This is a genomic window from Virgibacillus halodenitrificans, assembly GCF_001878675.1.
GTDB classification, from domain to species: Bacteria; Bacillota; Bacilli; order Bacillales; family Amphibacillaceae; genus Virgibacillus_Q; species Virgibacillus_Q halodenitrificans.
In genome coordinates, this window is the sequence record NZ_CP017962.1 from 78,875 (window position 1) to 92,718 (window position 13,844).

Genomic DNA, 13,844 nt, shown 5'->3' on the forward strand with positions numbered 1-13,844 from the left:
GCCTCGCTTGTGCTTTTGAGCTTTAGACCATCACTTTACAGATGTCATTTGTAAATTCTACTGGATCTCCAACTGGGAGACCTTCGATAAGTAATGCCTGGTTGTAAAGTAAATTCGTATATAACGCGAATTTTTCTTTATCACTTTCGTAAGCTGTCTTTAGTGATTGATATACTTCGTGGTCCGGGTTAATTTCAAGGACCTTCTCTGCCTTTATTTGTTGATTGTTAGGCATTGCGCTAAGCACTTTTTCCATTTCTACAGAGATCTCTCCGTCTGTTGATAAGCAAACAGGGTGTGACTTAAGTCGGTTAGAGACCTTTACATCCTTTACCTTGCCTTCCAGCTGCTTTTTCATTTCTGTGAACAAATCTTTGTTGGAAGCTGCTTCTTCCTCTGCTTTATTATTTTCCTCTGTCATATCTAATCCAAGATCCCCACTGGATACAGAGCGGAATTCCTTGTCCTTGTATTGCATGAGCATCTTTATAGCGAACTCATCTACTTCATCGGTAAAGTAGAGAATTTCGTATCCCTTATCTGCAACTAGCTCTGTTTGCGGTAGTTTATCAATCCGATCAATAGATTCTCCAGTTGCATAATAGATATATTTTTGATCCTCTGGCATTCTGGAAACATACTCATCCAGTGATACTAATTTCTTTTCCTTTGAAGAATAGAAAAGGAGCAAATCTTGCAGTGTATCCTTGTTTGCACCGAAGTCGCTGTACACACCGTATTTTAATTGGCGCCCAAATGACTCGAAGAATTTCTCATATCCTTCCCGGTCTTCTCTTAACAGCTGTAGAAGCTGTTGCTTAATTTTCTTTGTGATATTTTTCGATATTAACTTCAATTGACGGTCATGCTGGAGCATCTCCCGAGAGATATTTAAGGATAAGTCTTCAGAGTCGACCAATCCCTTCACAAAGCTAAAGTAATCTGGCAAGAGCTCTGCGCATTTTTCCATAATCAACACACCATTAGAATATAATTCCAATCCTTTTTCATATTCGGCTGTGTAATAGTTATATGGTGTAGATTCAGGGATATACAAAATAGAGTTATAACGAATCGTTCCATCAACATGGATATGGATATGTTTTAAAGGTTTATCAAAGCCATACCTTTTTTCTTGGTAAAAGTTTTCATAGTCTTCATCTGTTAATTCACTCTTGTTCTTTTTCCAGATCGGCACCATGCTGTTTATAGTTTCTTCTTCTGTATACTCTGTATAATCTTCGCTACCCTCTTCTTTTGGTTCTTTTTTTGTAATGTCCATCTTAATTGGGTAGCGAGTGAAGTCAGAGTATTTTTTAATAATTTGCTTTAAGCGGTATTCTTCAAGATATTCATCATAGTTTTCTTCTTCGGTATTTTCCATGATCTTAAGGATAATCTCTGTTCCTACATCTTCTTTATTAGCTGTTTCTATCGTATATCCATCAGCACCTTTGGATTCCCATACATAGGCTTCCTTATTGCCAAGCGCGCGACTAATTACTTTTACTTCTTCTGCCACCATGAATGCAGCATAGAAGCCTACACCGAATTGCCCAATAATATCATGACCATCTTTGGCTTCATTTTCTTTTTTAAATGCTAATGAACCACTTTGAGCGATGACACCAAGATTGTTTTCCAATTCCTCTTTGGTCATTCCGATTCCTGTATCCTTGATTTTCAATAAGCGATTTTCTTTATCCGCACTTATTTTTATGTAGTAATTACCCATATCAAAATCCAAGGACTCGTCTGTAAGTGCTTTGTAGTATATTTTGTCAATGGCATCACTGGAGTTGGATATTAATTCTCTTAGAAATACTTCTTTTTGTGAGTAAATCGAGTTAATCATCATTTCTAATAATCTCTTGGATTCAGCCTGAAATTGCTTTTTAACCATCGTAAAAACTCCCTTCAAATTGATGATATCATATTAGCACTCATTACTTGTGAGTGATAATCCCATAAAATAAATATCATATCCATCAGCAGGTGTCAAGAAACACTCTCGTATTAAGTTGGTAATAGGTTCTATACTTGTCCATCCGCTCATATAGTAATAGGGATAAGGAGGGTCTCTTACAATGAACTATTATGAAAATAAACCAACGACAACGGATACACGTGGGCAAACAGACCATTATGTAAAAATGAATAATCGAAGAAATCTGGAAATAACGGGCGTAAAGGAAGTCGACAGTTTTGATAACGAAGAATTTCTACTAGAAACAGTTATGGGTTACTTAATTATACGTGGGCAAAATCTCCAATTAAAAAACCTTGATGTAGGAGAAGGAAATGTAACTATTAAAGGAAAAGTGTACGAGCTATCTTATGTGGATGAGCAGCAGGAGAAAGCTAAAGGATTCTTTAGCAAGCTCTTCAGATGACGTTAGATACACAATTTATGACCATGTTTGTTATGGTTTTAAGTGGTTTTTATCTGGGTATAGCTCTAGAAACTTTCTATCGGTTCAAGCCATTTTGGAAAAAGAATGTATTCCTCTCCTATTTCATGGAGGTCCTTTTTTGGACTTCTCAAACTGTCATCCTATTTTATGTGCTGTTCAGGGTTAATGGTGGGGAGCTGCGATTTTACATTATTGCTGCATGTCTGCTTGGTTTTGCTATTTATCAGGTTGTGGCCGCTAAACTATATAAAAAATTATTAGAATACATTATACGAGTGATTGCTGCTATATATCACTTTTTTGAGCGGCTTATCCAGTTGCTTCTCATTAATCCAATAAAATGGATCATAAGTATGTTAATCGCTTTAGTGCTTTGGCTTATTCATTTAATAGGCATCATTCTTCTTTTTAGTTTAAAAGTAGTGTTTTTTCCAATTAGAGGTTTGTTAAAAACGATCTACTCCTTGTTACCGAAAAAGATTCAAAGTTTTTTACTCAACATAGCAGGATTTTGTAGTACAATGAAGAATATAACTACTAAATGGATACATTTTATATGGTCAAAGAGGAGGTAAGGGTTTGTCAGCGAGAGAAAAAACAGTTACAAGACTGGATTCGAATTACATGCACCAATATGATGTGTACATAGAGAGACAAAAGAGAAAAAAACAACGTTTGATTCGGCGTCTTGTGTTATTTTCTTTAATAGCTCTCTTGGCTATCGGAAGCTTAACAACCTATCATTTTAAACAACGGGATCTCCGGGCGGAAAAAATGGAAGAGTATGAACAGCTGCAGGATGAATTAGCCACATTAAAGAAAGATGAAAAGAATATGAAAGAGGAAATTACCTTACTTAATGATGAAGAGTATGTCTTGGAAATTGCAAGAACAAACTATTTCTTCTCCAAAGAAGGGGAATTAATCTTTAATATACCTCAAGAAAAGCCGTCATATTGACACACATTTATAAGCTTAGCTATAATATAATAGAGAAGACATGATATTCTGATCCTAAGTGTATCAGGATCCAGAAAAGATGGATTTTTCATTTTTTCTAAAAATTTTAAGGAGGAGCATTTTTTTTATGTCAATCGAAGTAGGCAGCAAGCTGCAGGGAAAGGTAACTGGTATCACTAATTTTGGAGCTTTTGTGGAGCTTGAGGAAGGGAAAACAGGCTTGGTTCACATTAGTGAGGTTGCCGATAACTATGTTAAAGACATTAATGAACACCTTAGTGTTGGTGAAGAAGTAAAGGTTAAAGTTATTAATGTTGAAAAGGACGGTAAGATTGGTCTGTCTATTAAAAAAGCAAAAGACAAACCAAAACGTCCACAGCGTGATCCACGTGAGCGTACGGAATCATTTGAATCCAAAATGAACCGTTTCCTCAAAGATTCAGAAGACCGTTTGGCCTCTTTAAAGAAGCACACGGAATCCAAACGCGGGGGTCGAGGTGCTAAAAGAGGATAGCAGTTGCTGTCTATAGACAATGCTCTATATATATAAAAACCAGATTCCTATTGGAAGCTGGTTTTTTTGATTCTACATAATAATTTTCAGATTCTAAAATATGCTGGGTGGTCTAATGATTCGGAAAATAGATATACTGCGAAGTAACGTGTGGAGAATGGAGTAATTCATTTTACAGAGGAAGCCTCCATTGATTTGCGTTTCAGGCGGACGCTTTCACACCTCCGGGTACAAGTGCGACATCTGCTCGTTATCTCGCAGTGTCTTCTTTGCCGCCCGGCATGGCCTCAGCCGCTTCCTCCGCTACGCTCCGTCCAGGGTCTTCGCCTCATGCTATTCGAGGCCACTGAAAAAGTCATTTTCTACTAAAATAGAAGTTTTTTAAAAGACGCTATTCCAAGATTTTGTTTTGTTAATATGCATAAATGGAGAGCCAGAACCAGTTTATTCCACTCATAGACTAAAAAGTGGGGATGTAATTTTTTGGAAGTAGCCTTCTCAAGAATTTACCGGACTTTTTCAGTGACTTCATGCTATTCCGGCAGGAGTCGCCGCCCTCCACTCCAATCAATTTGTATTGAACTTGTATTTTGGATACTTAGAATGCAGTCATGAGCGAAGGAAAAATATGAAGACTCCTCGAAAATGGAAATACACATTTTCTTCGTGCGATGCCTTGCTGACGTAGCTTTTCTTGTCCTGCGGGAAAAGCGAGACTAGCGAGACCCCACAGAACGGAATGTTAGTGTAGTTCGAGGAGGCTCGCAGGCCGCCCGCGGAAAGCGTAATATTTTTCCGCAGCGAGATTTGGTGCTCCATCACTAGTTCGCATTTTAACTCCTACTATGAATGTATGAGCTAGCGGTTGTATCTAACATTGCACTAAATCTCTTCTACAGCTGATTAGTTAATCAAATAAATGTACATCAAGCAATAAAAAAACCTGCAGGAACTATTGTTCCAGCAGGTTTTTTATTTGATAGCGGCGGAGGGGATCGAACCCACGACCTCACGGGTATGAACCGTACGCTCTCGCCAGCTGAGCTACGCCGCCAAATAAGTCAACAAAAAATATAATACAACAGCCTCTCTCTGATGTCAATAGAAAAGTGAAAAGTAACTAGAAGAGTAATAGATATTCCGGAGACAAAACCAAGTTGTGATAAAACACTCTGCTTTGCTTTATTCGCCATGACCTTAGAATTTTCAACAAAATAAAAGAGTATGTCGTTAATCCCTTTCCTTATATATCAATAGTCACGTCCATATGTTCGTGTTGAATCATGCCTGTTTTTTAGAAACAAGTCGAACGATTCTTGCAAAGCCCCCTGCTCTTTTGACAAAAAAAGAAGGCATATTGTGGTTTAATATCACAAAGAGGGAGTGGTTATGTATGATGAATTCAATTCCGAGGGTGGAACCAAAGGTATTGGGGACGGAGAATATAAGCCAATTACAAAAACTTCGGCATAAAGGATCTGCAGCAATAAAAAGCATGTTACTAAACAAGGGATGGCTTTACTTTTTTGTAGGCTTTTTATTGGGACGGGCTGTTATTCTCTCTGTTGTATCTCCTTTTGCTGTAGCATTTTTGGCGACTATGTGGTTTATACATAGGGAGAAAACGGTCAAATCCATGTTCGCTGTAATTGCTGGAGCATTAAGTTACTCGGTTGTCCATAGTTTGTTTATAACTCTTGCAATGATTGTATTTATATTATTAGCTGGTTTATTTAAAAAGGTTAAAAATCAGCAGTTGGTTTTACCGATTATTGTGTTTTCATCAACTGCTGCTGCCAGGATATGTATCTATTCATTTACTAACCAGCTATCCTCCTATGAATGGATGCTGGTAGTAGTTGAAGGTGTTCTAGGAACGGTTCTAGTACTAATATTTATGCAGAGTATTCCTTTATTATCACCAAAACGGTACAGACCAGCCCTAAAAAATGAAGAAGTTGTCTGTATGATTATTCTCATTGCTTCTATACTTACTGGTACAATCGGATGGACGATCTATGATGCCTCAATGGAACAGATTTTTTCTCGTTATTTTGTGTTAATTCTTGCATATGTTGGTGGGGCTGCGATTGGATCAACAGTAGGCGTTGTTGCCGGATTAATTTTATCATTGGCAAACGTTGCAAATTTATACCAAATGAGTTTATTAGCTTTCTCCGGTTTACTTGGCGGTTTGCTTAAAGAAGGTAAAAAACCGGGTGTCGCTGTGGGACTTTTTGTGGGTACATTTTTAATTGGAATATATGGTGATTCGGCCACCTTAATTCCTTCTATAATAGAATCAAGTTTTGCAATCGGTTTCTTTTTAATTACCCCGGGGAGCTGGTTCAAAAGGATATCCAGATATATACCGGGCACCGAAGAATATACCAATGAACAGGAACAATATTTGCAAAAGGTACGAAATGTAACTGCAAAAAGAGTGGAGCAATTTTCTGATGTTTTTGAAGCGCTCTCCAAAAGCTTTGCTACAACAGAAATAGCTTCCCCAGACAATGATGAGCTAAAAAGAGAGACAGACTTTTTCCTTAGCCAAGTAACAGAAAAGACGTGCCAAACTTGTTTTATGAAGGAACGTTGCTGGCAGAAACAGTTTGATACTACCTATTCACTTATGGAAGAAATGAAAGATGATATAGCGGATGGGAATGAACCAAATCGAAGGGTTTCCCGTGAGTTTGAAAATTACTGTGTTAAATCAAAAAAAGTAGTCGATGCCATGAAGGAAGAGATTTCTTACTTTAATGCTAATCAAAAATTAAAACAACAAGTAATGGAAAGTAAGAGATTAGTTGCTGATCAATTGCAAGGGGTCTCAGAGGTGATGGAGGATTTTGCGAAAGAGATTCTTAAAGAAAGGCAAATGCATGAACAACAGGAACTGCAAATTGTACATGCGCTTAAGCAATTAGGAATTCAATTAGAAAAGCTGGATGTATATGGTTTGGAAAAAGGAAATGTAGATATAGAAATGACAATGACGTTTTATGATTATCACGGGGAGGGCTCCAAGTTAATTGCACCTGTGTTATCCGAAATTTTAAATGAAATGGTAATCGTAAAGCAGGAGGAGATTTCTCCATTTCCGAATGGATATAGTTATTTAGCGTTTGGCTCGGCAAAAGAATTTGTTGTGGAAACAGGTGCTGCAAATGCCGCGAAAGGTGGAGGATTGATATCAGGCGATAGTTATACAACGATTGAGCTCGGTGCTGGTAAATTTGCAATGGCGATTAGTGATGGGATGGGGAACGGAAAACGCGCTAGAGAAGAAAGTATGGAAACTCTCCGCTTATTGCAACAAATCTTACAAACAGGGATTCCGGAAAAAGTAGCAATAAAGTCCATAAACTCTATCTTGTCCCTTCGCAGTACGGATGAGATCTTTGCTACCTTGGACTTAGCTGTGATTGATTTGCATAATGCATTTGTGCGCTTTTTAAAAATAGGCTCAACCCCTAGCTTTATTAAACGAGGCGACCAACTTATAAAAGTAGAAGCAAGTAATCTTCCAATGGGTATTGTCCAGGAGTTTGATGTAGATATTGTCAGTGATCAACTGATGTCTGGTGATTTATTAATCATGATGAGTGACGGAATATTTGACGGACCAAAAGATGTGGAAAACACGGATGTATGGTTGAAAAGGAAAATAAGGGAGATGAAGACAGAAGATCCACAAGAAATGGCGGACCTGCTTCTAGAGGAGGTTATTCGAACAAGATCTGGTGAAATTGTAGATGATATGACTGTTCTGGTAACAAAGGTGGTGAAAAACAGTCCGAAATGGGCAAATGTCCCTGTCTATGGTGAAAAAGCACAATAATTAAAACACATGTAGTCCAGTTAGCTGAATCGCCTTAGCTTTTCAAGGCGGTTCAGTTTTTAAATTACTGATACATATGCTGCGTTACCTCATACGAATCCAATCACTCAATTACTAGTATATTTCCCGTGTTTTTTGGTGATGATGGTAGTGGAAAATGATGGGAGGTATATAGAGTGAAAAAAGGGACATTAAAGCAAATATTGTTAATCACGGATGGTTGTTCCAATAAAGGAGAGGATCCTGCTGCTACGGCCGCGCTAGCAAACCAGCAGGGCATCACTGTTAATGTAATTGGGATTTTGGATGATCAAACTGAGCAACCAGAGGGCTTACAGGAAGTAGAAGAAATTGCCTTATCCGGAGGTGGAGTCAGTCAACTTGTCTATAAACAGGTATTGTCGCAGACCGTGCAAGCAGTCACAAAACAGGCCATGACACAAACACTGCAAGGGTTTGTTAATAAGGAGTTACAACAGATTCTAGGTTCTGGCCAATCTATGGAGGATCTCGCGCCTGAAAAGCGAGGCGAAATTATGGAAGTTGTAGAAGATATGGGAGAAACATGTGATTTGGAAGTTTTAGTCCTTATTGATACAAGCGCAAGTATGCATGACAAGCTTCCTACTGTGAAAGAAGCCTTAATAGATTTATCCATTAGTTTAAATTCCCGTATTGGAAGGAACCGTTTTTGTATTTATAGCTTTCCAGGTAAAAAGAAGGATATTCAAAAAGTGTTTGATTGGTCGCCTCAGTTAGATGCTATTTCTACCGTGTTTCCTAAGCTGACTAGTGGAGGGATTACGCCAACAGGGCCGGCTATTCGTGAAGCAATGTACCAGTTTGGCAGAAAGAGCTTACGAAGGAGCTTTAGAAATGGGAACGAACCAGGCGTGGAAGAAGCATAACAAAGAAATTAGACCAGGCATTCATATTACAGGTAAGTGGCATAAGAATAGCTACCTTATTAAAAAGGAGCTTGGGTCAGGGGCAATTGGTACCGTCTATTTATGTGAATGGAATGGACGAACTGCTGCATTGAAAGTAAGCGATACAAGTACATCCATGACCGTGGAAGTAAATGTCTTAAAGTCATTAGAAAAGGTCCAAGGTAATCCGCTTGGACCTTCTTTAGTAGATATAGATGATTGGACTTCTCCACTTGGTAACCAATATACATTTTATGTAATGGAATATTTGCAAGGGCAATCCTTAGCATCGTTTATCAGGCAACAAGGCAAGGAATGGATAGGTGTTTTTATGCTACAGTTACTTGAAGATTTGGAGCGGCTTCATCAATCGGGGTGGATTTTCGGTGACTTAAAAACAGATAACATTTTAGTACTTCATTCCCCGCCCAGAGTCCGGTGGATCGATGTTGGTGGTACTACGAAAATAGGAAGAGCAATTAAGGAGTATACAGAGTTTTATGATCGGGGCTACTGGGGGCTGGGTACAAGAAGAGCTGAACCAAGCTATGATTTATTCGCATTAGTTATGGTGTTTTTACATGTGTTTTATCCAAAGCGGTTTGAAAAAAAGCAATCCTCCTCACAGGTTTTTTTAATTAATAAGATCAATGCAGTAAAGGAATTAACCCCATATCGTACTGTCCTGAGGAAGGCTGTGGAAGGTAAGTATCAAACGAGTGCAGAAATGCGTGTAGAGGTTATTAACTGTATGTACCACATGCAGAAGAGGTCACGGTTAAATACCAATAAGAATGTACAGAAATCAACATCTTTACCGATGCTGGCAGAAGCCGGTGGGATTACACTGTTGGCAACCATGTATTACTTGTTATCCTTGCTTTTATAGGGTGGGAAAGTATGGTATTCTTGAAACAGCTTAAGAGGTTGGAGATGGGACACAGATGAATAAGGCCGTAATAGCTTTTATAAATAAACAACGATTACTGGAAAAGAACGCCACGGTTTTGGTTGGAGTCTCAGGTGGCCCCGATTCGATGGCACTTCTTCATTTTCTTCGCTCTATTCGAGAGGAGTGGGACCTAAATTTAATTGCGATATCAGTGGATCACCAATTACGGGGGGAAGAATCCATAGCTGATGTTAAATATGTGGAAGAGGTATGCAGACAGTGGGAGATCCCTTTTAAAAGCACCTCAGTAGATGTGAAATCCTACAAGAACGAACTTCATGTTGGTACGCAGGTTGCTGCGAGGGAAATGCGTTATCGCTTTTTTGAGGAACAAATGCATGCTCATCAGGCAAGTTACCTAGCATTAGGCCACCATAGCGATGATCAGCTGGAAACGATGTTAATGAGCTTAGTAAGAACAGCCAATTCAAGTGCGCTAAGTGGAATACCCGCAAAAAGGGAGTTTGCTACAGGTTGGGTGATAAGGCCTTTGTTAGCTGCTACAAGGTCAGACATAGAGACTTATTGCAAGATAAATGGGATTACACCAAGATATGACCCTTCTAATAAGGAATTAACATATACACGGAATTATTTTAGAAATACTGTGTTGCCATTAATAAAAGAGAAAAACAGTAATATACATAATACAATCCAGCATTTGAGTGAAACACTTGCTGAAGATGAAGCCTATTTAAGAAATGAAGCTGAAAAGCTGGTAAACAGACTGGTAGATTTCACTACGAATTATGAGAGAGCATCATTTGAAATTACTCTTTTCAAAAAACATCCAATTGCTTTACAAAGACGGGCCTATCATCTAATATTAAACTATCTGTATAAGCGTTTACCCAAAGATTTATCATACACCCATGAAGCGTATTTTTTTTCTTTATTAGAAGGTGGAAAAGGGAATGTACAGATTGATTTTCCGTTCGATTTAACTCTGGAAAAGTCATATAATAATTTATCTTTTTATTTCTCTGATCAAGGACCCCACGATTCCTCTTATTGCAAAACTTTAAATATCCCAGGAACTACAATGTTACCTGATGGAACCGTGATCCATGCTGAAATGATTGAGCAGCTTCCATTAGGGGAAAGGGATAGCTATGTTTGCAAACTGGAAGAAATTCAGCTCCCTCTACATATTCGTACTCGCAAACCGGGAGATAGAATGCGTTGGAAGGGTTTAGCAGGTAGTAAAAAAGTGAAAGACATTTTTATAGATGCTAAAATTCCAAAATTAGAACGGGCTTCCTGGCCAATTCTGGTAGATGATCAAGGTGAAATTTTATGGCTTATCGGATTGAAAAAAGGACAACCTAAACATCAAGCTAATAATGCCCCGTATATCCATATATATTACGAAAGAGGCTAAAAGTAGGAGGAGCATACATGCATAACGATATAAAAGAGGTCCTTATCTCTGAAGAAGACATAAAGGAGAAGTGCAAAGCGCTTGGACAGCAGCTCAGCAAGGAATATGAAGGGAAGTTTCCTTTGGCAATTGGTGTTCTAAAAGGAGCTATGCCCTTTATGTCTGATGTTTTAAGACAGATGGATATTCACTTGGAAATGGATTTCATGGATGTGTCCAGTTATGGAAATGAAATGCGTTCTTCAGGTGAGGTAAAGATCGTGAAGGATCTGGATACGAAAGTAGAAGGCCGGGATCTTTTAATTATTGAAGATATTATAGACAGTGGCCTAACATTAAGTTACTTGGTTGATTTATTTAAATACCGTAAAGCCAAATCAATAAAAATTGTTACATTGCTCGATAAGCCTTCCGGAAGGACAGCTGTTATTAAAGCAGACTTAGTCGGCTTTGAGGTTCCTAACGAATTTGTAGTTGGATACGGGCTCGATTACCAGGAAAAATACCGTAACCTGCCATACATTGGTGTATTAAAACCAGAGATTTACGGTGGAGAATAATTAATTTGGAATAGATAAAAATAGTGAAGCAATGCTGTCATCGTTTGTTTAAAAAATAGGAACAAGTGGATATTAACTTAGGGTGCATAAAGCACTCCAAATGAAGTGAAATTAGTTGTATTCCAGCTTTTTCATATGGTACGATGTTATATAGTTTTTCCCCGCTTGGGAGGAGGTAAGTAATGAATCGGATATTTCGGAACGTTTTCTTTTGGGTACTCATATTCTTCGTCGTAGTCGGTGTAATAGGAGTATTCAATGGACAGAACGAAGAAGCAAAACAATTTAATGTGCAACAATTTATGGATGCTTTGAATAATGGCGAAATTGAAGAAATGACGATGCAACCCGCAAACGGAATTGTGCGGTATACTGGTACGTTAACAGATGATGATAAGAATTTTATTGCCCAAGTACCAGATAATACAGAAATTATAGCGTCTATTACAGAGCAAGCAAATAAACAAAGTGTGCTCCATGTCGAAGAAGAGGAACAACCAAGTGCATGGGTAACATTTTTAACTACAATGATTCCGTTCTTAATTATAGGTTTATTCTTCTTGTTTATACTTAGTCAAGCCCAAGGTGGAGGCGGCGGTGGCCGTGTCATGAACTTTGGTAAGAGTAAAGCTAAGATGTACAGTGAGGATAAAAAGAAAGTACGCTTTAAGGATGTGGCAGGTGCTGATGAGGAAAAGCAAGAACTTGTTGAAGTTGTAGAGTTCTTAAAAGACCCTCGTAAATTCTCTGCTGTTGGAGCTAGGATTCCTAAAGGTGTTCTTCTTGTAGGACCGCCTGGAACAGGTAAAACATTACTTGCTCGTGCGGTAGCTGGAGAAGCCGGTACACCATTTTTCTCCATAAGTGGTTCTGACTTTGTGGAGATGTTCGTCGGTGTTGGTGCATCTCGTGTACGTGATTTATTTGAAAATGCGAAGAAAAATGCTCCTTGTATTATATTTATAGATGAGATTGACGCAGTGGGAAGACAGCGTGGCGCAGGTCTTGGCGGCGGTCATGATGAGCGTGAACAAACGTTGAACCAGTTGCTTGTAGAAATGGATGGTTTCGGTGTTAATGAAGGTATCATTATTATCGCAGCAACTAACCGTGCAGATATTCTTGACCCTGCATTATTACGTCCAGGTCGTTTTGACAGACAGATTACCGTTGATCGCCCGGATGTTAAAGGACGTCAGGAAGTATTGCAAGTTCATGCAAGAAACAAACCGTTGGATAGCACAGTAGATCTTAAGATTATTGCTATGCGTACCCCTGGATTTTCCGGAGCTGACTTGGAAAACTTATTAAACGAGGCAGCACTTGTGGCAGCAAGGTCTGACCGCAAAGAAATAAATATGCTTGATGTGGATGAGGCGATTGATCGGGTAATCGCTGGTCCAGCTAAGAAGAGCAGGGTTATTTCTCAAAAGGAAAGAAATATTGTAGCATATCATGAAAGTGGACATACAATTATTGGTATGGTTCTTGATGACGCTGATATGGTACATAAAGTTACGATTGTACCACGAGGGCAAGCTGGTGGATATGCTGTCATGTTGCCTAGGGAAGATCGCTACTTTATGACAAAACCAGAGCTGTTTGATAAGATAACTGGTCTTTTAGGAGGCCGTGTTGCTGAAGAAATTATCTTTGGGGAAGTAAGTACAGGAGCTCATAATGACTTCCAGCGTGCTACAGGTATTGCCCGTAAGATGATTACTGAGTACGGTATGAGTGATAAGATCGGTCCTCTACAGTTCACAAGTGGAGGCGGCGGTGACGTCTTCCTTGGTCGCGACTTAGGAAATGAGCAAAACTATAGTGATGCAATTGCACACGATATCGACCAAGAAATGCAAAACTTTATTAACTATTGTTATGATCGCGCTAAAACGATTCTAACGGAAAATAGAGATAAGCTTGAACTTGTAGCCAAGACCCTACTAGATGTAGAAACACTTGATGCTAAGCAAATTAAATCCTTATTTGAGGATGGTGTATTGCCAGAAGCAGAGGATTATGGCATAGAAGAGAATGATTCTGTGAAGGTAAACATTCAATCTAAGGATCAGGATAACGAACCAGAATCTTTTGAAGAAGCAAAAGAAGAGGCAAGCACGAAGCGGGAAGAGGAAAAGAAATCCATTGAGGATTCAATTATGACTGATAATAAACCTTCTTCCGGTGAAGACACAAATGAAGATAAAAAAGAGTAACTATCCAAAAAGCAGCCACACTACTAAGTGGCTGCTTTTTTATATGTACAGTTATTAAGTGGTGTTAA

At 38.7% G+C, this 13,844-nt stretch carries 11 protein-coding genes and 1 tRNA gene; 10 read left to right on the forward strand and 2 right to left on the reverse strand.

The annotated features are described in order from the left end of the window. Positions 1–22: 22 nt before the first annotated feature. Entirely contained in the window at positions 23–1,903 is a 1,881-nt protein-coding gene (gene htpG, locus BME96_RS00395) for a molecular chaperone HtpG (protein WP_071648013.1), read from the reverse strand. Between the two features lie 184 nt (positions 1,904–2,087). Here htpG and yabP point away from each other — a divergent pair, with 184 nt between their 5' ends. From yabP to BME96_RS00415, 4 genes are all read left to right on the forward strand, one after another. Continuing rightward, positions 2,088–2,393 carry a sporulation protein YabP gene (yabP, locus tag BME96_RS00400; RefSeq protein ID WP_019376359.1) on the forward strand — a complete coding sequence of 102 codons (306 nt, stop codon included), beginning with the start codon at positions 2,088–2,090 and terminating at the stop codon, positions 2,391–2,393. Continuing rightward, complete coding sequence (gene yabQ / locus BME96_RS00405; RefSeq protein WP_071648014.1) at positions 2,390–2,989, forward strand: spore cortex biosynthesis protein YabQ; 600 nt, start codon at positions 2,390–2,392, stop codon at positions 2,987–2,989. The genes yabP and yabQ overlap by 4 nt, the downstream gene beginning before the upstream one ends. A 4-nt stretch (positions 2,990–2,993) precedes the next feature. After that, the gene (locus BME96_RS00410) at positions 2,994–3,374 is read left to right on the forward strand and encodes an FtsB family cell division protein (protein ID WP_019376357.1); all 381 of its coding nucleotides are present in this window, start codon (positions 2,994–2,996) and stop codon (positions 3,372–3,374) included. A 127-nt stretch (positions 3,375–3,501) separates the two neighbouring features. After that, positions 3,502–3,888 (forward strand): S1 domain-containing RNA-binding protein, encoded by a 387-nt coding sequence (locus BME96_RS00415; RefSeq protein ID WP_019376356.1) that lies wholly within the window; start codon positions 3,502–3,504, stop codon positions 3,886–3,888. Positions 3,889–4,868: 980 nt separating this feature from the next. On the opposite strand, the gene BME96_RS00420 is transcribed toward BME96_RS00415, so the two are convergent. Continuing rightward, a tRNA-Met gene (locus BME96_RS00420) sits at positions 4,869–4,942 on the reverse strand. Between the two features lie 339 nt (positions 4,943–5,281). Here BME96_RS00420 and spoIIE point away from each other — a divergent pair. The 6 genes from spoIIE (at position 5,282) to ftsH (ending at position 13,776) form a co-directional block, all read left to right on the forward strand. After that, positions 5,282–7,735 carry a stage II sporulation protein E gene (spoIIE, locus tag BME96_RS00425; protein WP_019376355.1) on the forward strand — a complete coding sequence of 818 codons (2,454 nt, stop codon included), beginning with the start codon at positions 5,282–5,284 and terminating at the stop codon, positions 7,733–7,735. Positions 7,736–7,911: 176 nt separating this feature from the next. Further along, positions 7,912–8,643 (forward strand): VWA domain-containing protein, encoded by a 732-nt coding sequence (locus BME96_RS00430; protein ID WP_019376354.1) that lies wholly within the window; start codon positions 7,912–7,914, stop codon positions 8,641–8,643. After that, positions 8,612–9,553, forward strand: coding sequence for a protein kinase domain-containing protein (locus BME96_RS00435; RefSeq protein ID WP_071648015.1), 942 nt, complete (start codon positions 8,612–8,614; stop codon positions 9,551–9,553). The genes BME96_RS00430 and BME96_RS00435 overlap by 32 nt, the downstream gene beginning before the upstream one ends. Before the next feature lie 55 nt (positions 9,554–9,608). Further along, complete coding sequence (tilS, locus tag BME96_RS00440) at positions 9,609–10,997, forward strand: tRNA lysidine(34) synthetase TilS (protein ID WP_071648016.1); 1,389 nt, start codon at positions 9,609–9,611, stop codon at positions 10,995–10,997. A 17-nt stretch (positions 10,998–11,014) separates the two neighbouring features. Next, positions 11,015–11,557, forward strand: coding sequence for a hypoxanthine phosphoribosyltransferase (hpt, locus tag BME96_RS00445; RefSeq protein ID WP_019376351.1), 543 nt, complete (start codon positions 11,015–11,017; stop codon positions 11,555–11,557). 182 nt (positions 11,558–11,739) lie between these two features. Further along, positions 11,740–13,776 (forward strand): ATP-dependent zinc metalloprotease FtsH, encoded by a 2,037-nt coding sequence (gene ftsH, locus BME96_RS00450; protein ID WP_019376350.1) that lies wholly within the window; start codon positions 11,740–11,742, stop codon positions 13,774–13,776. Positions 13,777–13,844: the final 68 nt, after the last annotated feature.